Source organism: Algibacter luteus, assembly GCF_900141715.1.
GTDB classification, from domain to species: Bacteria; Bacteroidota; Bacteroidia; order Flavobacteriales; family Flavobacteriaceae; genus Arenitalea; species Arenitalea lutea.
Map to the genome: position 1 here is coordinate 1 of NZ_FQYK01000003.1, position 26,310 is coordinate 26,310.

General features: G+C 33.7%; 20 protein-coding genes. 10 read left to right on the forward strand and 10 right to left on the reverse strand.

Annotated elements, in window-relative coordinates; all coding sequences use genetic code 11:
• From BUA46_RS06105 to panC, 6 genes are all read right to left on the reverse strand, one after another.
• Positions 1–2,131, reverse strand: a 2,131-nt coding sequence (locus BUA46_RS06105) for a LamG domain-containing protein (RefSeq protein WP_143148091.1), incomplete at its 3' end; no start/stop codon positions are given.
• A 333-nt stretch (positions 2,132–2,464) separates the two neighbouring features.
• Complete coding sequence (radA, locus tag BUA46_RS06110; RefSeq protein ID WP_019388474.1) at positions 2,465–3,823, reverse strand: DNA repair protein RadA; 1,359 nt, start codon at positions 3,821–3,823, stop codon at positions 2,465–2,467.
• 2 nt (positions 3,824–3,825) lie between these two features.
• The gene (locus BUA46_RS06115) at positions 3,826–4,977 is read right to left on the reverse strand and encodes an alpha/beta hydrolase (RefSeq protein ID WP_019388473.1); all 1,152 of its coding nucleotides are present in this window, start codon (positions 4,975–4,977) and stop codon (positions 3,826–3,828) included.
• Between the two features lie 86 nt (positions 4,978–5,063).
• The gene (locus BUA46_RS06120; protein ID WP_019388472.1) at positions 5,064–6,026 is read right to left on the reverse strand and encodes a lysylphosphatidylglycerol synthase transmembrane domain-containing protein; all 963 of its coding nucleotides are present in this window, start codon (positions 6,024–6,026) and stop codon (positions 5,064–5,066) included.
• A gap of 3 nt (positions 6,027–6,029) precedes the next feature.
• Entirely contained in the window at positions 6,030–6,380 is a 351-nt protein-coding gene (gene panD / locus BUA46_RS06125) for an aspartate 1-decarboxylase (protein WP_019388471.1), read from the reverse strand.
• Positions 6,381–6,393: 13 nt separating this feature from the next.
• Entirely contained in the window at positions 6,394–7,245 is an 852-nt protein-coding gene (gene panC, locus BUA46_RS06130; RefSeq protein WP_019388470.1) for a pantoate--beta-alanine ligase, read from the reverse strand.
• A 200-nt stretch (positions 7,246–7,445) separates the two neighbouring features.
• Between panC and BUA46_RS06135 the strand changes: the two genes are divergently transcribed.
• The 7 genes from BUA46_RS06135 to BUA46_RS06165 all read left to right on the forward strand — a co-directional run bounded on the left by BUA46_RS06135 (position 7,446) and on the right by BUA46_RS06165 (position 18,575).
• Positions 7,446–8,255, forward strand: coding sequence for a glycogen/starch synthase (locus BUA46_RS06135; protein ID WP_019388469.1), 810 nt, complete (start codon positions 7,446–7,448; stop codon positions 8,253–8,255).
• A gap of 25 nt (positions 8,256–8,280) precedes the next feature.
• Positions 8,281–9,921, forward strand: a complete 1,641-nt coding sequence (bamH, locus tag BUA46_RS06140; protein ID WP_019388468.1) for a BamH family beta-barrel-assembly machinery protein — start codon at positions 8,281–8,283, stop codon at positions 9,919–9,921.
• A gap of 149 nt (positions 9,922–10,070) precedes the next feature.
• On the forward strand, positions 10,071–11,924 hold the full coding sequence (gene glmS, locus BUA46_RS06145; protein WP_019388467.1) for a glutamine--fructose-6-phosphate transaminase (isomerizing): 1,854 nt from the start codon (positions 10,071–10,073) through the stop codon (positions 11,922–11,924).
• A 213-nt stretch (positions 11,925–12,137) separates the two neighbouring features.
• Positions 12,138–14,891, forward strand: coding sequence for a TonB-dependent receptor (locus BUA46_RS06150; protein ID WP_026010126.1), 2,754 nt, complete (start codon positions 12,138–12,140; stop codon positions 14,889–14,891).
• Between the two features lie 13 nt (positions 14,892–14,904).
• The gene (locus BUA46_RS06155) at positions 14,905–16,566 is read left to right on the forward strand and encodes an SGNH/GDSL hydrolase family protein (RefSeq protein ID WP_035106536.1); all 1,662 of its coding nucleotides are present in this window, start codon (positions 14,905–14,907) and stop codon (positions 16,564–16,566) included.
• Positions 16,567–16,736: 170 nt separating this feature from the next.
• Entirely contained in the window at positions 16,737–18,245 is a 1,509-nt protein-coding gene (gene atpD, locus BUA46_RS06160; RefSeq protein WP_019388464.1) for a F0F1 ATP synthase subunit beta, read from the forward strand.
• A gap of 51 nt (positions 18,246–18,296) precedes the next feature.
• Positions 18,297–18,575 carry a F0F1 ATP synthase subunit delta/epsilon gene (locus tag BUA46_RS06165; protein ID WP_019388463.1) on the forward strand — a complete coding sequence of 93 codons (279 nt, stop codon included), beginning with the start codon at positions 18,297–18,299 and terminating at the stop codon, positions 18,573–18,575.
• Between the two features lie 58 nt (positions 18,576–18,633).
• On the opposite strand, the gene BUA46_RS06170 is transcribed toward BUA46_RS06165, so the two are convergent.
• Positions 18,634–19,398, reverse strand: a complete 765-nt coding sequence (locus BUA46_RS06170; RefSeq protein ID WP_026010125.1) for an XRE family transcriptional regulator — start codon at positions 19,396–19,398, stop codon at positions 18,634–18,636.
• Between the two features lie 79 nt (positions 19,399–19,477).
• Here BUA46_RS06170 and BUA46_RS06175 point away from each other — a divergent pair, with 79 nt between their 5' ends.
• Both BUA46_RS06175 and dinB read left to right on the forward strand, forming a co-directional pair.
• The gene (locus tag BUA46_RS06175) at positions 19,478–22,537 is read left to right on the forward strand and encodes a DNA polymerase III subunit alpha (protein ID WP_143148092.1); all 3,060 of its coding nucleotides are present in this window, start codon (positions 19,478–19,480) and stop codon (positions 22,535–22,537) included.
• Positions 22,538–22,550: 13 nt separating this feature from the next.
• Positions 22,551–23,768 carry a DNA polymerase IV gene (dinB, locus tag BUA46_RS06180; RefSeq protein WP_019388460.1) on the forward strand — a complete coding sequence of 406 codons (1,218 nt, stop codon included), beginning with the start codon at positions 22,551–22,553 and terminating at the stop codon, positions 23,766–23,768.
• A 10-nt stretch (positions 23,769–23,778) separates the two neighbouring features.
• On the opposite strand, the gene BUA46_RS06185 is transcribed toward dinB, so the two are convergent.
• The 3 genes from BUA46_RS06185 to BUA46_RS06195 form a co-directional block, all read right to left on the reverse strand.
• Entirely contained in the window at positions 23,779–24,324 is a 546-nt protein-coding gene (locus tag BUA46_RS06185; RefSeq protein ID WP_026010124.1) for a GNAT family N-acetyltransferase, read from the reverse strand.
• Positions 24,325–24,389: 65 nt separating this feature from the next.
• Entirely contained in the window at positions 24,390–24,842 is a 453-nt protein-coding gene (locus BUA46_RS06190; protein ID WP_019388458.1) for a DUF3157 family protein, read from the reverse strand.
• A 42-nt stretch (positions 24,843–24,884) separates the two neighbouring features.
• Entirely contained in the window at positions 24,885–24,992 is a 108-nt protein-coding gene (locus BUA46_RS06195; RefSeq protein WP_072794741.1) for a helix-turn-helix domain-containing protein, read from the reverse strand.
• Between the two features lie 310 nt (positions 24,993–25,302).
• Between BUA46_RS06195 and BUA46_RS06200 the strand changes: the two genes are divergently transcribed.
• Entirely contained in the window at positions 25,303–26,157 is an 855-nt protein-coding gene (locus BUA46_RS06200) for a hypothetical protein (protein WP_019388457.1), read from the forward strand.
• Positions 26,158–26,310: the final 153 nt, after the last annotated feature.

Genomic DNA, 26,310 nt, shown 5'->3' on the forward strand with positions numbered 1-26,310 from the left:
CAATTTGATCGGAGCTTAAGGCGCTATCAAATATGCGAATCTCATCGATATTCCCTTGAAAATATTGAATAGGTGTACCTCTTGATAAACGTCCTACCTCAAACTTGCCATTCCATAAACTCGCATCGGCTTCTATAGTTTGTCCAATCCATGATGCATTGGTAACCGTAGAAATTAATTCACCATCAACATATAGTGTTTGGGTTCCTGTTGTGCCTGAAAAAGTTCCGGTAACATGATGCCACTCATCTGGATTAACTGAACTAGCACTTAATGTATTTGTTGTTCCTGAAGATAATCGTATCCCAAATGATGGTCTGTTTCCATGCTTTCTATATAACCTACAAGACACATCTTCACCTAATATCGTCCTGTCTGAAACACCTGTGAGTGTTCCATCAATTTTTATCCAAGCCATAAGTGTTACTTCGCCTAATCCTTGCAATAACGCATCACCCATTAAATAATCGTCCGACCCATCAAAATCTATCGTTGCGGCTGACGGTGGGTTAACATTAAATAAATCGCGGTAATCTAAATCGCCGCCAGAAGCTAAATCACCATCCGCATCTGGAAGTATCGATAAATCTGAAGGATTTTCAATATCCTCATTAATATCCCAAGTCGTATCAAGAACACCATTGGTTTCAAAGACATTATCTAAACCATCTGAATCTGCATCAACCGATAATACGGCATTTGCCATTCCATTTTCTTGTATATCTGGAATGCCATCATTATCACTATCTAAATCCAAGAAATCTGGGTAAAAATCAAAATCGGTAAATACCACGTCTAATCCCGTACCGTAATCTAAATCTATACCTTCAGTAGAAACAGGGCCAGATGGGGCAATGTAACCAATAGTATATTGTGCTTCCACATTATCTGGAATTCCATCATCATCACTATCTAAATCTAAATGATTAAAAACACCATCGCCATCAAAATCTTCTCCAGAAACGATATTTAAAGAATTCGCATTAAAATCTAAAAACTGACATTGTGTAAATGACATACCAAATTGCCTTGTTCTAGAGCCAGTAGCGGTCTTAAGAGCCTGCATTCTCATAGTAAATGAATTACCAACAAATTGATAATAAGCTCGTAGAACTCTTAAAGTTGAAAAACCAGGACCTTCTTGTAAACCAGAAGCACTAATTTGAATATCACCAGCTCCTAAATCGAGAACCTCAAGAGAAGTTGGGTTTTCAGTTCCGTATGCTGCTGCATCATTATAAACTACAGATTCTCTTAAACTACCGCTTCCATCACAATCCCAAGTAATTCCGTTTATTCTAAATATGTCTGTTGAAGGAATTGTTGTACCAGAATTAACAATTGTAAATTTAAAAGTAACTCCGGGTGTTCCTACTCCCGTGAAAGTAAGTTCAGTTTGTAAATACTCAGGATTACCGGTGGTATCATTATCTATATTAGCGATAGTGGTATTGGACATTTCCATAATCTCCATAAGAACATCATGTCCTGCTATGGTATTACCAAATCTATACACAGCCCCAACAGTTCCAACAGAACCTGAACTTGCCCCAGCATCATAATATCCATTTTCAAAATCTAAAGAGGGTAATGTACATTCAAACCTATTTTCACCCAAATTTTCTATGGCATCTGTTATACCATCGCCATCATCATCATAATCTAACTTATCGATAACTCCATCTTCATCGGTGTCTATTTGTGCATTACAAGTTGCATCTCCACCAGCCACATTAAAATAAATAGTTTGCCCAGAAGTATCGGCAGTGCTACCATTATTATTAATCACCTCTAAACCTGCAACAACAACCGAAACATAGCTTCCACTACCGTTCCAACCATCGTTTGCAAAATCGTAAATTTTTATATAATAATTATTACCGTTTGCAACGCAACCTAAATCGTATTTTGATCCATAGGATTGAGTTACACCAGATTGCGACCCTTGATAACATTGATTATCGTCACATATTGTAGCAATTAAATCGTTTGCCGTATTGTAAATTTCAATTTTATTCTCATAAGCCCTATTAGGCCAAACTACAGTTATTTGTACGTCGGAGAATTGTGCAAAAGAAAAATTGCACATGAAAAAGATAAAAAATAGACTACAGAGTAGATTTTTTTTCATGGTTTATAGATTTGGGCATTACAAAATTAACTGACTCACAACTCTTTACATATTTAATTCGATAAAAATTAAAAAATACTCTATCAAATACACATAATCGATGAATGGTTGCTATTCAACTGATTTGAATCATTTCATTGATACAAACAGCGCCATAGTACTGAAATTAAGTTGAGGGAAGGTTATTTCAGTGTGAGAACCAAATTCGAATTTTTCGATTAAAATAAGGGTCAATATTAGAAAAAAAAATCGATAAAAACTAATATATATCAGATAAAATGCATGTTTTTTACGATGAATTGCACTTTGTCGGTTTCGAAATCAAAAATAAAATTAAACGATTAAACCTATTAAATCTTCAATTTTAGAAATTAATTGAATTTTTATAACCGTGTTTTTTAGAGAAATTTTATTGTATTTAGACACAAAAATGGTTGAAAACCCCAGTTTTTCAGCTTCTAAAATACGTTGTTCTACACGCTGAACCGGCCTAATTTCGCCTGATAATCCCACCTCAGCAGCGTAACAAAAATCTTTAGGAAGGGCAACATCTTCGTTTGAAGATAAAATTGAAGCCACAACCGCCAAATCTATAGCCGGATCATCAACAGATATGCCTCCGGTAATATTTAAAAAGACATCTTTTGCACCTAAACGAAAACCAGCCCGCTTTTCTAAAACAGCCAGCAACATGTTAAGTCGTTTTGCATTAAATCCAGTCGCGCTCCGCTGTGGCGTACCATAAACAGCGGTACTTACAAGGGCTTGTACTTCAATCATTAACGGTCGCATCCCTTCTAAAGTAGCAGCTATGGCATTACCAGATAGTTCTTCATCTTTTTTTGAAATTAATATTTCAGAAGGGTTTGAAACTTCTCGCAATCCAGAACCTTGCATTTCATAAATACCTAATTCATTTGTTGAGCCAAAACGATTTTTATGTGCTCTTAAAATTCGGAAAACATGATTTCTATCACCCTCAAATTGTAATACGGTATCTACCATATGTTCTAATATTTTTGGGCCTGCAATATTACCATCTTTTGTAATGTGCCCAATCAACAAGACAGGTGTTGCCGTTTCTTTTGCAAATTTTATCAACTCGGTAGTACATTCTTTTATTTGAGAAATACTTCCTGAAGACGATTCAATATAATCGCTATGTAAGGTCTGGATAGAATCAATAATAACAATATCGGGCTCTAAAGCCTCTATTTGTTTGAATATATTCTGAGTTTTGGTTTCAGTTAAAATATAACAGTTGTTATTTTCTGGATTAATACGTTCTGCACGCATTTTTATCTGTTTTTGGCTTTCTTCACCAGAAACATAAAGCGTTTTGTAAGGTAGTTTTAATGAAATTTGAAGCAGCAAAGTACTTTTTCCAATTCCAGGTTCACCTCCCAATAACGTTAAAGAACCTGGTACAATGCCACCGCCTAAAACGCGATTAAATTCTGCGTCAAAAGTATCTAATCGAGGTTCTTTAGAGGTATCGATTTCATCAATTCGAAGAGGAATTGATGCTTTTTTTACTTTAGAAGTAGGTGATTTCCAATCGCTTTTTTCTGGTTTCTGAATTAGTTCTTCAACAATGGTATTCCACTCTTTGCAGGCATTGCATTGTCCTTGCCATTTAGCATATTGAGAACCGCAATTTTGGCAGAAAAAAGTAGTTTTGATTTTAGCCATTATTAGTATCCAAAATCTTCTTTAATTAATTCTGCTTTTTCGAGCATCATATCTTTAGTAAGTCCAGCAACTTCTTCAAGTGTGTAAGCAGACTGATATGTTCTCATGGCCTTTTTGGGTTCCCCATTTTCTTCATAAAATCTTGCAATATAATATGCTCCTAAAAGTGTTTCGGGGTATGCCTTACGTGCTAATTTGCCAAGAGCTTCGTAATATTCGTAATATTCGTTTTTTTCTATTGCAGCAGAAATAGCTTTAAAATCGTTTATTAGGATTTTTTTATCGATACCAAATAAATTGGATATTGCCTGATACTTTTCTTCTAAATAGAGCACTGGCGAGATTTCTAATTCCAGAATAACCTCTTTATATTCCTTTTTTGAAATTGGTTGAAAAACCTGAAAAATACGCTCAATAGCGCTTGGTATAGCATGTGCTGGAACAGAGTAATGCGATGGCCCGTTGAAACTTTTAAAATAATATTCTAATTGGTCATTCTCTATTGCTGAAAGATCTGAATTAAGAGCTTCAGTCATTTGCGTTATCGATTTATTATCGTTAGAAGTATTTGCTAAATAATAAAATGTTTTAGATGGAATTTTATTTAAGACCTCTGGCAAATAATCTATCATATTAGGAGCTAGTTCTGGGCTTATTGATATATAAGCTTGAAATAACGCATTAGGTTTTAATAAGTAATAATTTATAAAATTCGCAGTTTCTCCATGGCCTACAGCTATTCTAAAATTACCTGCTCGATATGTTTTTTCCACATATGGCATTAATTCCATACCAATAAACTCGAAAAATACAGCTCCTGTCTCTATTGGTAACGAATTTTGTTCAGAATACAAACAATCATCAAATCGATTATCTATTTGATTTACTCCTACAACTATAGCTTCTGGCATATCATCCCAATACGAGTAATAATCAACATTTCCAGCAACAATTTCAAACATATAATCGCCATCTAAAACTATAAATATAGGATAAGTTTTATCTTCATTAGCGGCATAACCCCTAGGCAATTGAATTTTAATTTGTCGCTCCTCGCCTAGTTTTGAAGAATGAATAGTTTCATATTTAACTTGAGCCTTTGTAATATTCAAAGCCAATAAACAAAGTATAAAAAGAATTGCAGATTTTTTCATTATGAAAATAATTGAGAAATTTTAGTGGCAAGGTAAGAAATTAAGATAGAGTTTAAAAGCAAAGATTTTTATGCTTCTAAGCCCCTTTAAACTGTTTTTTTTCTATTGAAAATAGGTAAATAGATTAATGAAAGTCCTCCAAAAACTATAATTAGTAAGGTTTGCGAAGACCAAACAATCCAACCGAAAGCACGACTAGGGTCCTCAGGAATAAAAAATAACGATGTAAAAACTAACACGACAGCCTCTGGATAAGAGCCAATACCTCCATTTGTTGCAGCAATACTAAAACTGGCTGCTATAAATCCTATTAAAACAGCAGCAAATGGAATGTCATTCATTTCTGCTAATGAAAAAGTGGTAACGTAAAACATGAGCACATACATGGTCCAGATAAAGAGCGTGTGAAAAATAAATGCCCATTTCTTTTTCATTTTAAAAATACTTAAAGCACCCTCAACTAAACCTGCAACGAAATGCTTAATTTTTAGGGCAATTTTAGAGTTACTTCTATTGATAAATCTTAAAAAGAAAAGAATTAAAATGAATACCGCTAGTAAAGCTATACCTATTTTGAAAGGGTCGAATTTTTCAACTAAAAAACCATAGATAAAATCAAATTGAAGAAAAAGTGTAACGACAATAATACCTAACATGACAAGCATATCGGCAATACGCTCTGCTACAATAGTTCCAAATCCTTTTTCAAAAGGTACATCCTCGTAATTTGTCAGTATGGAAGCCCTTGCAACTTCTCCTGCCCTAGGAATCGTATAATTTATTAAATAGGTCGCAAAAACAGCCATAATACTATTCCCTAATTTAATTTCATACCCCATTGGCTCCAGCTGAAACTGCCAACGATAAGCTCTAGATAAATGGCTTAATAAGCCAAAAAACATCCCTAGTAAAATATAGGTGTAATCAGCCTTCTTGAAATATTCTAAAAGTTCTTTAATTGAAATTTGCGACAGAGAATACCAAACTAAAAAAACTCCCAGTAATAATGGGAGCGTAATTTTTAAAGTATTTTTAAGTTTTTTATTCAAAGCCTATTTTAATAAGTTAGTGGCTTCATCAGGGAAAACTAAAGATGGTTTAAAATTTTTAGCCAGTTCAATATCCATAAACGCATAGGTGATAAGAATTAAAGTATCTCCCACAGATACTTTTCTTGCTGCGGCACCATTTAAAGTGATTTCTCCTGTTTTACGGGGTCCTGGAATACAATAGGTTTCTAATCGTTCTCCATTATCATTATTTACAATCTGAACTTTTTCACCTTGTATTATATTGGCAGCATCCATTAAGTCCTCATCAATAGTTATACTACCAATGTAATTGAGTTCTGCACCCGTGCATTTAACTCTATGTATTTTAGATTTTACTACTTGAATTTGCATGTGGCAAAGATAATTAATTTAAAGCGATATTATCAATTAGTCTAATATCATCGGCATATACGGCAATAAACGCTCTATATGCTTTTTTGTTTGATTTTCGTTTAACCGGTTTTAAGGTTTTAACATCGGCAATAATGAAATATTCCAATTGCAATAATTCATGTTTAGCAAACTGTCTTTCAACCCATTCCGAAACTTTACCAGCACTTTTTGTGCCAAATTTTTCCTTGGCAGTTTTTAAAGTTTTGTAAATAAAAGGTGCTGCGTCTTTATATTCGGGCTTTAACCTTGTATTTCTGGAACTCATGGCTAAACCATTAGTTTCTCTATGAATTTTGCAACCAACAATAGTTACAGGAATATGATATTTTTCAACGAGCTTTTTGATAATTGTCAGTTGCTGAAAATCTTTCTCTCCAAAATAAGCTTTGTGCGGTTTTACAATCTCAAAAAAGCGTTTTACTATGGTGCCGACACCATCAAAATGGCCTTTTCTGAATCTGCCTTCCATTTCAAACTCTAATCCATCAAAATCAAATTCCTGTGAAACGGTCTTTCCTTCGTAAATATCCTTCACAGTAGGTGCATATACTAAAATTTTACTTGTGCTAACCGTTTGCAAAAGTGATACATCTGCATCTAAGGTCCGAGGGTATTTTACTAAATCGTTTTTATTATCAAATTGGGTTGGGTTAACAAAAATACTAACAACAACCATATCATTTTCATTCAAGGCTTTTTTAACCAATTGTAAATGACCTTGGTGCAAAGCGCCCATGGTAGGAACCATTCCAAAAGTTAGCTTTTTAGCTTTAAAGGCTTCAATAGCCTTAATTATTCCTTGTTTGTCTTTGTAAACTTCCAACTTTTAATAAAAAATTAACGCGTGCAAACTTAAGATTTTACAACCAATTAGCATAAAATTTTGTACTTTTGCGTGTTTTTTATTTCGAAATTTTAAATAAAGTGTACCCTTCAATTAGGCAAGACTAGTTTTAATTTCTAAAAAACAAATCATTAATTGCTATTGCATTAGTGCTATTTTAAGTCAACAAAAACAAACATATGAAAGATAAGAGGGTATTATATGTATCATCTGAAGTAGTTCCTTATTTACCTGAAACCGAAATTTCTTCTATGTCGTTCGAAGCACCAAGATTGGTGAATCAACAAGGCGGTCAAATTAGAATTTTTATGCCCCGATACGGCAACATTAACGAAAGAAGACATCAATTACACGAAGTTATAAGGTTATCTGGTATCAATTTAGTTATAAATGATTTAGATATGCCTCTTATAATCAAAGTGGCTTCCATCCCAAAAGAACGTATTCAAGTTTATTTTATTGATAATGACGAATATTTTAAAAGAAAAGCAACCTTGACTGATGAAGATGGGAAATTGTTTTCTGATAACGATGAGCGCGCTATCTTTTTTGCAAAAGGCGTAATTGAAACAGTTAAAAAATTAAACTGGGCACCAGATATTATTCACGTGCATGGTTGGTTGGCATCACTACTTCCTATTTATTTAAAAGAATACTACAAGGATGAACCTTTATTTAATGAAAGTAAAATTGTAACATCTATTTACAATCAAAGTTTTGAAGACACGTTAAATAAAGACATGTTTAATAAAATTAGATTCGATAACATAAATGAAGATGCTATTAAATCTCTCGAAGAGCCTTCATATAGTAATTTAATGAAAATAGCGATAGATTACTCCGATGCTCTAATTATTGGGTCTGAAGATATTCCTGAAGATTTAAACTCCTATTTACAGGCCACAGATAAGCCTATTTTAGAATACAAAAGTAAAGATGAATTTGGTGAAGCTTACACAACATTTTTTAATGAAACCGTTTTAAGTTAATACATTTGAATTCATTACATATTTTATGAAAAAGACATTGAAAGCCCTTAAATTTCCCAGCGTTTTTCTACTCATGTTATCTACGTTTATTGCTTGCGATAAAGATTTTAGTGTTATAGAAAGTGATGTACTTGGTATTGATAACGCCAATTTTTATATAGATTCGTTAGTTTTACCTATTAATGCATATAATAAAAAACTAGATACGGTTCAAATTAATAATTTACCATCAAACTTACTTGGTGTTTTTAACGATTTAGAATTTGGAAAAACTAGCGCTAGTATAATAACACAGATTACGCCAGCCTCTTACAGTGAAGATTTTGATATCAATCCGATTATAGACTCTGTAGTAATAAACATTCCATATTTTAGTACTGTAACTGGTACAAATGCTGAAAATACTGATGCCGCTGATTATAAAATAGATTCGTTATATGGGAATATTGATGCAACATTTAAATTAAAAATTTATCAGAACAATTATTACTTAAGAGATTACGATCCATCGGACGTCGATTTTGGTACCCAAAAATATTATTCAAGAACCGAAAATCTTGTAGACCCGACTCATAATTATATCTCTAATGGCAATCAAGAAATTGATTTTGACAATCATTTAGGTGAATTATTATATGAGAATGATGAATTTAAGCATAGCGCCGGTTATATTGAATTATGGAATGTTACGGAAACAGATACCACTATAACTTATAACGCGCCGGCATTACGAATTTTGTTTGATAGTAATAATACAAACGATGCTGATGCTATTGCCTTTTGGCAACAAACCATAGTAGACAAGCATGATGACGCTGTTTTAAGTAATGCCAACAATTTTAAGAATTATTTTAGAGGCTTATACTTTAAAACAGAAGCCATTGGTGACGATGGAAGTATGGCATTAATGAATTTATTTGCATCGGATGCAAACATAACAATCTATTATACTAAAGGTGAAGAAACCGATAGAACACAAGATGAATATGTTCTAAATTTTTCTGGAAATATATTGAACACTTATGTAAACGCTTTTAATGTAACTTTAGAAGACGGCGATAAGGACAATGGTGATGAAACGTTATATCTTAAAGGATTAGAAGGCTCAATGGCGGTAGTTGATTTATTTCCAACCGATGAAGATTTGCAGGATTTTAAAGATCAATTTCGAGATTCAGAAGGAAATCAAACAAAGTTTATTAACGAAGCCCATTTAGTAATTTACGAAGATGAAACTAAAGTGATAAACACAGAAGATGCTTATGGAGATGTTTACCATAAATTCGATCGTATCTATGCATATGATATCAAAAACAACACAACCACTCTAGATTACCAAATTGACCCTTTTGAAGATAATGATCCTATTGTATCTAAAATATTTAGTTTAAGTCAGAGAAGCACACAAGGCAAGTATAAAATTCGAATTACCGAACATTTAAATAATATTATACAAAACGATTCTACAAATTATAAACTTGGTTTAGTATTATCAAATAATGTAAATGTTACTGCAACTTCTGAAGTATTAAATAGTACAGATGATGTAACAGCTATTCCAAGTATGTCGACAATAACACCAAGAGGGACTATTTTGCATGGTAGCAATGCTATTGATGTAGATAAAAGACTAGAATTAAAAGTGTTTTTTACAGCTTCTAAATAAAATTAGTTGCTCAAAATAAACCACTTTAAATTTTTGGAGTGAGTTTTATCGTATAAATCAAATAGTTCATATAAAAATTGACTCATGTTAGAATATATTTTTCATATTTGCTTTAAGTTTTAATAACCCCCAAAATCAAATAAAAAATCATGTGTGGAATTGTAGGATATTTAGGGACAAGGGATGCTTACCCAATTATTATCGAAGGACTTAAGCGACTTGAATATAGAGGTTATGATAGTGCTGGAATTGCCTTGTTTGATGGAACAGATTTAAAAGTTTCTAAAACCAAAGGTAAAGTTGCAGATTTAGAAGATCGTGCTGATAAAGAAATAACCAAACATGGAAACGTTGGCATTGGTCATACACGTTGGGCAACTCATGGTGTACCTAATGATATTAATTCTCACCCACATCTTTCAAACTCTGGTGATTTAGTAATAATTCATAATGGAATTATTGAGAACTACGAATCTCTAAAGCAAGAGTTAATTAAAAGAGGATATACTTTTCAATCTGACACAGATACCGAAGTTTTAATCAATTTAATTGAAGACGTTAAAAAACAAGAAAACGTTAAACTTGGTAAAGCAGTACAAATAGCCCTTAATCAAGTGATAGGAGCCTATGCTATTGCTGTTTTCGACAAAAATAAACCTGAAGAAGTTGTTGTTGCTCGATTAGGAAGCCCATTGGCTATTGGAATTGGTGAAAATGAAGATGAGTTTTTTATTGCAAGTGATGCTTCGCCTTTTTTAGAATACACTAAAAACGCGATTTATCTTGAAGATGAAGAAATGGCTGTTATAAGATTTCATAAAGGTGTAAAAGTTAGAAAAATTAAAGATGATTCCTTAGTAGATACTTATGTTCAAGAATTACAATTAAATTTAGAACAAATTGAAAAGGGTGGTTACGATCATTTTATGCTTAAAGAAATTCATGAGCAACCTAAGGCCATAACAGATACTTACCGAGGTAGATTATTAAGAAATGAAGCCATTATTAAAATGGCAGGTGTTGAAGATAACATGAAAAAGTTTCTTAATGCCAATCGTATCATTATCGTTGCATGTGGTACCTCATGGCATGCTGGCTTAGTAGCCGAATATATATTTGAAGATTTAGCAAGAATCCCAGTTGAAGTTGAGTACGCTTCAGAATTCAGATACAGAAACCCTGTTATTAGAGAAAATGATGTACTTATTGCAATCTCCCAATCAGGTGAAACTGCAGATACTTTAGCTGCTATAAAACTAGCCAAATCGAAAGGCGCATTTGTTTTTGGCGTATGTAACGTTGTTGGTTCTTCTATCGCTAGAGAATCTGATGCTGGTGCATATACCCATGCCGGACCAGAAATTGGGGTAGCATCAACAAAAGCTTTCACAACTCAAATAACGGTGTTAACATTAATCGCATTACGATTAGCACGAGCTAAAGGAACAATTTCAAGTTCAGATTTCAGAACCCATCTTTTAGAATTAGAAATGATTCCTAAAAAGGTAGAAAAGGCGCTTCAATCTGATGATAATATAAAAGCCATAGCCAGTGTATACAAAGATGTTAGTAATTTTCTTTACTTAGGAAGAGGATATAATTTCCCAGTGGCACTTGAAGGTGCTCTCAAATTAAAAGAGATTTCATATATTCATGCTGAAGGATATCCGGCTGCCGAAATGAAACATGGGCCAATAGCATTAATAGATGAAAATATGCCTATAGTTGTTATTGCGACTAAAAAAGGCCATTATGAAAAAGTGGTAAGTAATATTCAAGAAATAAAGTCTAGAAAAGGAAAAATTATTGGGATTGTTACAGAAGGAGATGTTCAAGTAAAAGCACTTGCAGACCACGTCATTGAAGTTCCAGAAACTTTAGAATCCCTTTCACCATTACTTACAACCATTCCATTACAATTATTGTCATACCATATTGCAGTAATGCTTGAAAAAAATGTAGATCAACCAAGAAATCTAGCAAAATCTGTAACTGTAGAATAAATTACGATTCTAATACATTAATTTTCAATTCCCATGTTCAGACAAAAACATGGGAATTGCTATTTTTAGACCTTTTTTTTAAGTATTTGATAAAAAAATAACAGTTTTTTTGTTAAAATATACTATGCGTGCATAATTTTTTATATTTTAGACCGCTTGCATAATATAAGTTTTTTATGTTATCTTGTTTTTAACTAAAACCTAATTTACTAAATGAAGACAATTCTCCCCTTTTTAATGCTATTGTTTTGTGGCTTATCATACTCACAAACAACAATATCTGGTTCAGTACAAGACGATAATGGCCAACCCATTCCTGGTGCAAACATTATTATTGCAGGAACATCCACTGGAACAGTGACAGATTTTGATGGAAATTTTTCATTAAACACCAATCTAACACCACCTTTTGAGCTACAAGCAAGTAGTGTTGGTTTTGAAACTGTTGTTGAAGCAGTTACTTCAAACAATCAAAAAATTAACTTTATCTTAAAAGAAGGAACTTCTTTAGATGAAGTAGTTATTTCTGCATCAAGAACTCCAGAGCGAATTTTTGAATCGCCTGTAACGGTAGAACGCCTCGGACTAAAAGAAATAAGAAACACGGCTTCTGCCGATTTTTACGATGGTTTAGAAAATTTGAAAGGTGTAGATGTAAACACTAATAGTTTAACTTTTAAATCTGTAAACACGAGAGGATTCGCCACATTTGCTAATAACCGATTTATGCAGTTAGTAGATGGAATGGACAATTCAACACCCGCATTAAACTTTCCAATTGGTAACCTGGTTGGTATGACGGAAACCGATGTACTAAGTGTTGAATTACTACCGGGAGCGTCTTCGGCTTTATATGGTGCAAATGCCTTTAATGGTATTTTATTTATGCGAAGCAAAAACCCATTTAATCACCAAGGTATTAGTGGTTCTATTAAAAGAGGAATTACGTCCCAAGAAGCTGCTGGAGACAATGATTATACGGATTTGAGTTTTAGAGCTGCTTATAAGTTTAGTAATAAAATTGCTGCAAAAATTAATTTTGGTTACCTAAAAGGAACCGATTGGGCAGCCACAAGTGAAGTTGATAAAATAAACCCAACAAATACAAGGGCAAATCTAGACTATGATGGCATTAATGTTTACGGTGATGAGGTTTCTGCTAATATTAGAACTGAGGCACCTGATGCTATAAAAGGTATTATTCCAGATGTTGTAGTAAGTAGAACAGGATATAATGAAAGAGATTTAACTAATTACAATGCAGAAAGTATAAAATCGGACTGGGGGTTATATTATCGCCCATGGGAAAATGATTTTGAAATTCAATATGTTGGAAAAGTAGGTACCGGCTCAACCATTTACCAAGGAACAAACCGATATAATATTTCGAACTTCTTTCAACAACAACATAAACTAGAATTCAAAAATGATAATTTCTTTTTAAGAGGTTATGTAGTTACCGATAAAGCTGGAGATTCTTATGATATGGTATTTACTGGTATTAATATCAATAGAGCTTGGAAAGGTGACAAGCAATGGTTTGAAGAATATATTGGAACTTATGCAGCTGCAACACTTGGTGGAGCTACCGAAGCACAATCTCATGCAGCCGCTAGAGCTCAAGCAGAGTCTGGTCGTTATTTACCAGGTTCTCCAGAATACCAATCGGCATTTAACAGAAGTATCAACGACCCTGATTTAAGTACTGGGTCTAAATTCCAAGATGCATCTAAATATTATCACTCTGATGCAAACTACAATTTCAGTCATTTAATAGATTTTGCTGAAATTCAAGTTGGTGGATCTTACAGAAGATATAGTTTAAATTCATCAGGAACAATTTATACAGATCTAGATGGCACTATTGACTATTCTGAATTTGGTATATATACCCAAATTCAAAAGAACTTAGAATTAAGTGATGCCTTAGATTTGAAATTAACAGGTTCTATCCGTTATGATAAATCAGAATTCTTTGATGGTTTCTTATCACCTAGAATATCAGCGGGTTTAACAGTTAATAGAAATCATAATATAAGAGCTTCTGTTCAAACAGGTTTTAGAAACCCTACAACACAAGATTTATTCATTGGATTAGATGCAGGTAGAGCGATATTGGTTGGTTCTGCTCCAGATAACTTAGATCGTTACGTCAGAACATTTGAAATTAGTGATGAAGGACAAACTTTAGGTCAGCCATCCTCAGTAACTCAAACGGGACGTGTAGCTTATGAAAACTCATATTCTGCAAGTTCTGTATTGGCATTAGCTGATTCAGGCAACCCTGCTGACTTAGTAGTTGCAAATCCTGATATTATTAAACCAGAGCAGGTATCTTCAGCGGAAATTGGATATCGTGGAAAATTCAGTAATTTAATTGTTGATTTCAGTGCTTACTACAATAAATACACAGACTTTATTTCACAAGAAGTTGTTATCTCCCCATTTTATGGTACCGCAGGTGATAACGGCTTATCTGTAGCTGCCATCGCTAATGATGATTATCAAGCTTGGAGTACTTACACAAATTCTAAAGCCGATGTTAATTCTTATGGTGCATCTATTGGATTATCAACGAAAGTCTTTGGTGATTTCGATTTAAGTGGAAGTTATACGTATGCTAAACTTGATTTTGATAGAGCTAAATATCCAGACTTTACTACAAACTTTAATACACCAGAACACAAGTTTAAAGCTTCTTTTGGTAATACGGATTTGTTTGAAAATTTCGGATTTAATATAGCATACAGATATAGTGATGATTATTTCTGGGAAGCAACCTTTGGTAATGGTCTTGTTCCAGAATACCACGTGGTTGATGCTCAGATAAACCTGAGAGTCCCAAGTTTTAAATCTACATTCAAGGCCGGAGCTACTAACCTTTTAGGAGATGAATACTTTACTGCTTTTGGTACCGGATTCATTGGCTCAATGTACTATGTGTCTTGGACTATTAATAACCTATAAAATGAAATTAAACATGAAAAACATAAAATATTTATCGCTATTATTTGGTCTTATTGCTTTTATAGGCTGTAACGAACCAGAAGATGTACTTAAAGACACAAATATTGAACCCGAAAAAGTTGTAGAATTACCAGCGCTGGTTTCTGGTTCTGCAGATTTTTCAACTTACGTTTCAGTCGGAAATTCTTTAACTGCCGGATTTACCGATAATGCCTTGTTTAAAGCCTCACAAGGAAATTCATTTCCAAATATTTTAGCTCAAAAATTTGAAATGTTAGGTGGCGGAAGTTTTAGCCAACCTTTAATGAATGACAATTTTGGTGGATTAATAGTAGGAGGTAATATTATTATTAACCCCGTAACAGGCGAACAACTTTTCAAACCAAGATTAGTGACTACGGGCGGTGCTCCTAAAGACTTATCAGATGTTATTGGACCAATTACACCTACAACAGATTTTGCATTAAATAATCCTACAGGTCCGTTTAATAATATGGGCGTTCCTGGTGCTAGAAGTTTTCATATGATTGCTCCTGGTTATGGAAATATTGCAAATTTCCCTGCGGCTGCAAATCCTTATTTTGTAAGAATGACAGGCGCAACACCAAATGCAAGCATGTTAGAATTAGCCATGGCTCAATCACCAACATTCTTTACACTTTGGGCTGGAAATAATGATGTATTAGGATATGCTACTTCTGGTGGCGATGGTTCAAGCCCTATTTCTGATAAACCAACTTTCGACTTTGCGATTTCTACTTTAATAACAACTTTAACATCTGGAGGAGCAAAAGGTGTAGTTGCTAATATTCCTTATGTAACGGATATTCCTCATTTTACTACAGTGGCTTATAACTCTTTAGATCCAAATGATGAAGACACAGGCGAAGAATTTAAAGCTCAAGTCCCACTATTGAATACTGTTTATGGTGCCATAAATCAAGTATTTGCGGTATTAGACCCTTCTCGCACCATAGTATTCTCTGAAACAGAAGCCAGTGGCGTTGTTATTTATGACGAAACATTAGCCGATTTATCTGCTCAAATTACTGGCGCTTTGGGAGCTAGTCCTGCATTCCCTGTCTTTGTACAATCTCTTGGATTACCAGCGGAAGCTGCCCCGTTAGTTGCCTTATTATTAGGAAATGCTTACGGTCAAGCAAGACAAGCTAACGAAAATGATTTAATAGTATTATCTAGTGCATCAGTTATAGGCGAAGTGAATAATTTTTCATATCAAGCACTTTTAAATTATGGACTATCTCCAGCCTTGGCAGCTCAGTTTTCAGTTGAAGGAATCACGTTACCTTTAATTGACAAATGGGTTTTATTACCTAGCGAACAAGCTGAAATTAAAGCGGCAACCGATGAATTTAATGCAACTATTGAAGCTGCTGCAAATAGTGCTGGATTAGCGTTTGTTGATGCTAATGCATTATTAACAGAATTGGCAACAACTGGAATTGCTTCTGATAATTTTATTCTAACCGCTAACCTGGTAACAGGTGGTGCTTTTTCTTTAGATGGAGTTCATTTAACCTCTAGAGGGTATGCCATGGCTGCCAATGAATTTATGAAAGCTATTGATGCTACTTATGGTTCTAATTTTGAAGCTTCAGGTAATTTAGTTGACGTTGGAACTTATCCAACAAACTTTTCACCATTATTACAATAAAATAATAATAAAAATTATATTCTAAAAACACCTTCAAATTGAAGGTGTTTTTTTATTTAAAAAAGCTTTGTAAACAACTTTTATTTTAAATTAAAAAATATATCTTTGCAGCGCGAAAACAAAACATGGTTTTTGCATAATTAAATCGCATAATATTAAACACATAAGTAATGTCTAAAGTTACAGGTAAAGTTGCACAAATAGTAGGACCGGTTATTGATGTTGAATTCGCTGCTGGCTCAGAACTTCCAAAAATTTACGATTCATTAGAAATTAAAAGACCAGATGGTTCTATTTTAGTACTAGAAGTACAATCTCATATTGGAGAAGATACTGTTCGTACTATTGCGATGGACTCTTCAGATGGTTTAAGTAGAGGAACTGAAGTTACTGCAACTGGTGCTCCTATACAAATGCCAATTGGTGATGATGTTTACGGACGTTTATTTAATGTGATTGGTGATGCTATTGATGGTCTTGGAGATTTACCTAAAGCAGGAGATGCTGGGTTACCAATACACCGTCAAGCTCCTAAATTTGAAGATTTATCAACTTCTACTGAAGTTTTATTTACAGGTATTAAAGTAATCGACTTAATTGAGCCTTATGCTAAAGGTGGTAAAATTGGTTTATTTGGTGGTGCTGGTGTAGGTAAAACAGTATTAATTCAGGAGTTGATTAACAATATTGCAAAAGGTCACGGTGGTTTATCAGTATTTGCTGGTGTAGGTGAAAGAACTCGTGAAGGAAATGACCTTTTAAGAGAGATGTTAGAATCTGGAATTATCCGTTATGGTGATGATTTTATGCACTCTATGGAAGATGGCGGATGGGATTTATCAAAAGTAGATAAGTCTAAAATGAAAGAATCAAAAGCAACTTTCGTATTCGGACAAATGAATGAGCCTCCTGGAGCTCGTGCTCGTGTAGCACTTTCAGGATTAACTATTGCTGAGTATTTCCGTGATGGTGCTGGTGAAGGACAAGGGAAAGACGTACTTTTCTTCGTAGATAACATCTTCCGTTTTACACAAGCTGGATCAGAAGTATCTGCATTACTTGGTCGTATGCCTTCTGCGGTAGGTTACCAACCAACATTAGCAACAGAGATGGGTGCGATGCAAGAGCGTATTACTTCAACAAAAAGAGGTTCTATTACATCTGTACAAGCGGTTTACGTACCTGCGGATGATTTAACAGATCCTGCGCCTGCTACAACCTTTGCTCACTTAGATGCAACAACTGTACTTTCAAGAAAAATTGCAGAGTTAGGTATTTATCCTGCGGTAGATCCTTTAGATTCTACTTCAAGAATTTTAACTGCTGATATTTTAGGTGCAGACCACTACGATTGTGCACAAAGAGTAAAAGAGTTATTACAACGTTATAAAGAATTACAAGATATTATTGCCATCTTAGGTATGGAAGAATTATCTGAAGAAGATAAAATGGCTGTTGGTAGGGCTAGACGTGTACAACGTTTCTTATCTCAACCTTTCCACGTAGCTGAGCAGTTTACTGGGATTCCTGGTGTATTAGTTGATATTAAGGAAACTATTAAAGGATTTAACATGATTATGGATGGTGAATTAGATCACTTACCAGAAGCAGCGTTTAACCTTAAAGGTACCATTGAAGAAGCTATTGAAGCTGGAGAGAAAATGTTAGCTGAGGCGTAATTCAATTGGTTATTATCAATTGACAATAATCAATTTTCAATTATAAAAATTATGTATTTAGAAATTGTATCACCCGAAGCAACTTTATTTAGCGGAGAAGTAACTAGTGTTGCCGTTCCTGGTGTAAATGGAGACTTTGAAATGTTAAACAATCACGCACCAATAGTATCTATACTTAAGGAAGGCTTTGTTAAAATTTTAGGTGATATTGAATTAAACGAAGAGGTTCAAGATAAATTTACTAAAGGTGATAATGGTAGAACATTATTAAAAATAAACTCTGGAACTCTTGAAATGAAAGATAATAAGATTATCGTTCTAGCTGATTAAGTTTCAGTTTTAAAATATTTAAAAAAACGCGAAGTAATTACTTCGCGTTTTTTTTATGCTATTTTTTTATGGATTCTAATTCAATCTTTAATTCTTGAAACATATTCATGATACTGCTTAACTTCAGTTCATCGGCATCATATTCTTGGGTGTTGATGCAGCAGGTAAACTCCCATAGCTCTATAACATCCTCAATTTTAACATCAAATGGTTGATACATTTTATTATCAGAATGCAACTCCAAACTGTTTTTCTCTTCTATTTTATTGTAAACACGCTTGTATACCAAACCATCGCTTTTTGTTAAAACAACATAGGTTCTACCATTTTTTACATCGTTTACATTATCAACAAACTTCGCTACAATAAAGGAGCCATCTTTAACAGGAAGCATAGAATCACCACTTATAGGAAATGCTCTGTGCGTACCTGTTGGTAAAAAAGGGAGTTTTATTTTTTGAAGCTGCTCAATATATTCGGGATCTGCATACCCTTGTAAATAACCTGCCGATGCTTTTGCGGGTATAATTTCTATTAAATCTTCATTGGCTTCATTAACTGTAATAGGAAACAATACACGCTTATTCCCTACTTCTATAAACGAGGTGTCTTTAGCGCCGCGTAAATCGTTTTTCACTAAAATATCTATAGGAATATCAAAGTAATTAGAAAGCTCTATTAAACGGTCTATTGGTGGTTCTGAACGCCCTTCTTCATACGACCCAACCATCGAGCGTGTCCACTTTAATTCTTCAGCAAAACGCTCTTGCGAAAACTTCTTAAGACTTCGTAAGTGTTTTATGTTAGATTGGATATGCTTCATTATAAAAATAAATTTTAACATTATTTGCTACAAATATAAGCAACAAAAACTACAAATAGTAGCTAATTTTGTTAATCCTATGTATTTAAATTGTCACACCTATTATAGTTTGCGTTACGGCACCATCGCCCCAAGGCAATTACTTGCTATAGCCTCTGCCAATGGGGCTAATACATTGGCATTAACCGACATTAATAACACATCGGCCAGTTTAGATTTTGTGCGACTTTCTGAAAAATATGAAATTAAACCTGTAGTTGGTGTCGATTTTAGAAATGGTGCACAGCAACAATTTGTGTTGTTAGCAAAAAACAATAACGGGTTTCAAAACATCAACAGCTATCTGTCTACATTTTTACACGATAGTCATTTAAAAATCCCTGAAAAAGCACCTCAGCTTGATGACACTTTTGTTATTTATCCGTATAAAAATCAAAACGATTATACACTTAAAGACAACGAGTTTTTAGGCATTAAACCTAAAGACCTCAACGCTCTTAAATTTTCAAAATGGAATAAACTACAACATAAACTGGTGGTTTTAAAAACGGTTTCTTTTCAAAATAAAAAAGGATTTAACACCCACCGATTATTGCGTGCTATTGATAACAACACCTTATTAAGTAAACTTTCTAAAACAGAAGAAGGCGACCCGAACGATATGATGTTGCCATATAATGAGTTATGTGAAACCTATGAAGAATTTCCGCAGCTTATTAAAAACACACAATCTGTTTTAGAAAATTGCCAAATTGAATTCGATTTTTCGCAAGAAGTACCTAACAACCAAAAATCGTATACCGAAAATGAAGATTCAGATTATACGCTACTTAAAAAATTAACTTACGAAGGCTTACCGTATCGCTATAAAAACCCTGATGATGTGATTTATAATCGCATTAAAAAAGAACTTGAAATTATTAAAGAAAAAGGGTTTGTATCGTACTTTCTTATTAATTGGCGCATTTTAGAATATGCCCGAAGCAAGGGCTATTTCTACGTTGGTCGTGGTAGTGGCGCCAATAGTATTGTGGCTTATTTACTTCGCATTACCGATGTAGACCCCATAGAGCTCGATTTGTATTTTGAACGTTTTATAAATCTGTATCGTAAAAATCCACCCGATTTTGATATTGATTTTTCGTGGACAGACCGCGACGATATTACCAAATTTATTTTCAAAACCTTTAAAAACACCGCACTATTAACGGTTTACAACACCTTTAAGTTTAGAGCTTCAGTGCGCGAATTAGGAAAAGTTTTTGGATTACCTAAATCTGAAATGGATATACTTACTCGAGGTAAATATCAAATCAATCAGCTTGATAAATTATCGCAATTGGTTATTAAATACAGCGAATACATTCAAGGCTTTCCAAACTATTTAGGTATTCATTCTAGCGGTATTATTATTTCAGAAAAACCCATTCATTTTTACACAGCCACTTTTTTGCCCCCAAAAAACTTTCCTACCACACATTTTGATATGGTTGTTGCCGAAGATATCGGGTTGTATAAATTCGATATCTTAAGTCAACGTGGGTTAGGGAAAATTAAAGATACCGTTGAGATTATAGCCTATAATCATCCTAAAAAAAAGCCAGTTGATATTCACGATATTAAACGATTTAAAGCAGACGAAAACATTAAACACCTGCTGCGAAATGCCAAAGCTATTGGTTGCTTTTATGTAGAGTCTCCCGCCATGCGTATGCTACTTAAAAAACTACGCGTTGATACATATTTAGGTTTGGTGGCAGCCAGTTCTATTATTCGTCCTGGTGTTGCAAAATCTGGAATGATGCGCGAGTATATTTTGCGCTACCGTTATCCTGAACGCATTAAAGAAGCGCACCCTGTTTTATTAAAAATCATGCCCGAAACATATGGCGTTATGGTGTATCAAGAAGATGTTATTAAAGTTGCGCATATTTTTGGTGGATTAACTTTAGGTGAAGCCGATAAACTGCGCAGAGGCATGTCGGGTAAGTTTCGATCGCGCGACGAATTTTTACAAGTAAAGCAACTCTTTTTTGATAATTGCAAACAAAAAGGAGAACCCGAAACAATAACCAAAGATGTATGGCGCCAAATTGAAAGCTTTGCTGGTTATGCGTTTGCAAAAGGCCACTCCGCCTCTTATGCTGTAGAAAGCTACCAAAGTCTGTTTTTAAAGGCCTATTACCCATTGGAATATATGGTAGCAACCATTAATAATTTTGGTGGTTTTTATAGAACCGAACTTTATGTACACGAAGCCAGAATGCATGGTGGTATTATTGAAGCACCATGTATAAACCACAGCTTCAATATGGCTATTATTAAAGGAAAAACCATTTATTTAGGTTTTATGTTCTTGCATGCTTTAGAAGCAAAAACCATTGCTAAAATTATTGAAGAACGCAGAGGTAACGGCCTTTTTAAAAGTCTAGATGGTTTTATTGAACGCGTCCCTATTTCCATAGAACAAATTTCAATACTCATAAAAATTAATGCATTTAGGTTTACAGAAATTAATAAACGAGAATTGCTTTGGGAAGCACATCTTAAAATTAGCAAAACAGTTATTCAAGAGCATGTAATAACCTTGTTTAAAACCGAGCGTATAAATTACAAAACACCAAGATTATCTAGCACCGATTTAGAAAACGCTTTTGATGAAATGGAGTTGTTGGGTTTTCCATTATGCAATCCGTTTCATTTATTGCAAACCCCAACATCAAACACCATGCGAGCAGAACATTTAATCCATTTGCAAAATAAAACCATTACTATTGAAGGCTATTTGGTAGCCACAAAAAACACCCGAACTTCCAACGGAAAAAGCATGCACTTTGGTACGTTTTTAGACTACGATGGTAATTTTATTGATACCGTTCACTTTCCGCCTGTGGCAGCAAAATACCCGTTTCGCGGAAAAGGTATTTACAGCATTACAGGAAAAATAATGGTAGAATTTGATTGTGTGACTATTGAAGTTTCGGCTATGGAACGTTCTGCGATTGTTGAAGACCCACGTTATGCTGTAAACTCTTTAAATAGCACTTTTCAGAATAAAAAAAGTTTTGCAGACCATAAAGCAAATCAACTGTCTCCCATGTCTCCAAAAATAATGAGGCGTACTCCAGAAACATTGTAATAGATTTTAAGATATGAGTTACGAGCGTTCTATTGTTCATATGGATTTAGACACCTTTTTTGTGTCCTGTGAGCGTTTGCTCGATAGCCGCCTTAATGGAAAACCGGTGCTTATTGGCGGTACTTCTGATAGAGGTGTTGTAGCCTCGTGTAGTTATGAGGCACGACGCTTTGGTATACATTCTGCAATGCCTATGCGTTTAGCAAAACAACTGTGTCCGGAAGCGATAATACTTAGAGGTAATTCTGGTGTTTATACCAAGTTTTCGCAAAATGTTACCGAAGTTATTAAAGAAGCTGTACCCTTATATGAAAAAACATCGGTTGATGAATTTTACATAGACCTTACCGGTATGGATAAGTTTTTTGGTTGCCATAAACTGGCTTCAGAATTACGCCAACGTATTATAAAAGAAACTGGTTTACCCATTTCGTTTGGGTTGTCTATTAACAAAACCGTTTCAAAAATAGCCACTGGCGAAGCAAAACCCAATAATGAAATACGCATTCTTTCGGGCACTGAAAAACCTTTTTTAGCACCACTTTCCGTAAAAAAAATACCTATGGTTGGCAATGTTACTTACAAAGCCTTGTGCGATTTGGGTGTAAAACGCATTAAAACCGTGCAAGAAATGCCCATGGAACTCATGCATCGTGTACTTGGACAAAATGGTTTAAGCATTTGGAAAAAGGCAAACGGAATAGATAATAGTCCTGTGGTTCAATACCACGAACGCAAATCTATTTCAACAGAGCGTACCTTTAATAAAGACACTACCGATGTTGCCAAATTAAAAGGCATTATTATAGCTATGGCCGAAAATTTAGCCTACCAATTGCGTCGAGGTAACAAATTAACCGCTTGTGTTACCTTTAAAATTAGATATTCTGATTTTCAAACGTATACACAACAACAACGCATTCCGTATAGCGCTATGGATCATACCATTATTCCTGTGGTATTAGATTTATACAGAAAACTGTACAACCGTCGTTTATTGGTACGACTTATTGGTGTGAAATTTAGCCATTTGGTTGAAGGCGGACATCAAATTAATTTATTTGAAGACAATGAAAAACAACTGCACTTAAGTGAAGCTATAGATAAAATGCGCGAACGTTATGGCGATAGGGCAGTAATAAATGCGGCAGGAATGGAGGCCAAAAGCATTAGTAGATGGAATCCTTTTACAGGCGAACCGCCACCACTTTTAGCGAATAGGAGGCAGTAACTTTCTATTTTTAAAGTTTTAACAAAATCACTTCCCATAGTTGATTATTAGAGGTGTAATTTTTTAAAACTTCAAAACCAACCGCTTTATGCGCATTGGAAGACCGTGTGTTTTTAGTATCAACTTCTGTAATAATAGCATCAAAATCATCTTTTAGCTGGTTTGCCATATAATAATACAACCCCCTAAAAACCCCATGGCCTCTAAAGTTTTTATCTACACATATTTGCCCCATTGCTATATAGTTTTTATACAAGTCTTTTTCTTCTAATACCTCATCAATTTCATGGAACATAGGTGCTAACAAAGGGATGTCATTTTTAAAATCTTGCAGCATCGATAAAGCATATCCAACAACTTCACTTTCGTGTTTGGCGATACAATGTGCACAAGCATCGTTCATTTTTTTGAGCATCTCAAAACTATGATTTAAAGTAACAAATCCTTCTTCCTGCCTTTCTTGAGTCGATAAAACCATTCTTAAGTTTCGTTCTTGAAGATTTAAAATTTGATGCAACTCTTCATCAGTTGCAGCTCGAGAGTATATTATGTTCATTTTTACCATAATTTAAATGATAAATAACAAGCAAAGTATTGAAATTAAAAAGACAATGATATTAACTAGAAAATTTTAGTGTTTTTTATAATGGTATTTCCAACGCGCTTATATTTAACCAACTTTCCATTAGCACAAAATGTATATAATCCTTTTGATTTTTGCTCTGAAACTGTTAGTAGTAAAACTTCCTCCAGAGTACAGTTGTTATCTTTTGCTACTTTCTTTTTAATATGATTAATTGTAGCACGACCTTTTTTTAATTGTTGTTGTATTTTTTGATCTAACTTAGGCTCAACAAAAGCATCAATTAATTTACAATGTGAACTTTTATGAGTTTCAGATTTTGCTTTAACGGGCAAATTATTTACAGCAGGAGCTTCAGCATCAATATATTCCCATGTAAAATCAGCTTTTAATAATACACGCCTACCGTCTTCAGTTTTTACAATGTGATTATTTTGAGCAATACTAAATGCTGAAATTAAAAATGTTAATAATAAAATATAGACTTTCATAACAACGTTCACTAAATTAAACTGATTCTCAAAAATACGAAACTAAACTTCAACATATTCTAAAATATCAGATGGTTTACAATTTAGCACTTTGCAAATTGCTTTTAGAACTACAAACCTTAATACATTTACTTTTCCCAGTTTTAAAATAGTAAGATTTTACTTCTAATGGGCAACAATGTCTCGATTACTCTTAGTAAATTATAATCTTTATGACGTACTTGAAACAATTATAGTCAATTTTCATAATAATGAAAGTGCTATAAAATAATACTCTAGAATGATGCTAACTTTTACAAAAGTACCATAGAATAAATGTAGATTATCGGATTAAATTACATCTTCCGTTCATTGGTAGAGAAAAAATATCCATTTATCTAAAAAATTAGAATGCAACTAGCTTTTAAGATACCTTTGACACCAAATCCCTCATTTACAATTAATTAACCTATAATATATTATGAGAAATAATTCTTATTTATTATCTTTTAGCGTTTTCTTAGCACTATTTTCCTTTTCTTGTTCTGTTGAAGAAGTAGATGAATTTAGCTTTGAAACTGAGGAAACTTTCACATCAAAAATCTCAAGCGAGAGTAAAAAAGGAAAGTCTAAAATTGAGATTTGTCATTATAACGAAGGCACAAATTCTTTTGAACGAATTTCAATATCTGAAAATGGCTTAAACGGTCATAAAAATCATAAAAATGATATCTTGGTTTTTGATATTGACGGTGATGGCTATCCAGCCGAAAATGACTGTGGAATAAATTTTAGAGAAGATGGATTATGGGATTGTGACGATTCCAATGCTGAATTAAACCCTGAAACTGTTTGGTATTTGGATGCCGATGGGGATAAATTTGCTGCTTCTTCAATACAAGGTTGTGATTCTCCAGGAGAAGGATATACTTTAGAAGAAATGCCTACCACAGATCTTGATGATAATAATCCTGCGGTTCAAAATGAAGTTGATTGTTTTAATCATATTGTGGGACATTATTATGGTTCTAAATATCATGGGGCGAATTTATTCGAATTAGATTTTATTGTTTCATACCAGAATGATGAGTATTATATGAATGGTTCATTAACCGAAACTAAGTCTGACGGTGAAATTAAAGTACATGATTTAAATTTAAATATTCATAGTGTAAATGAACTGTATTCAAAATTTTATTCCTTCAGATATGATGAAAGTTATCCTATTAATTCAGGAAGTGGATATTATAGTTGCGAAATAATAACTGTAATGATAGGTATTTCAGGCTCTGGAATACCCGGAGTTCAAGCTTTTAATGCAGTGAAAATAAAATAATACATGTTAATATATTTTTAATAAAGAGACCTTCAAAAATGAAGGTCTTTTTTTCTATTTATAAATGTAATCTAAAAAAGCATTAGTCAGCTTATTTAAATAATCGGTTTGATTAGTAAAAGGCTTTATTTATGATATTATAATTCCTTTATT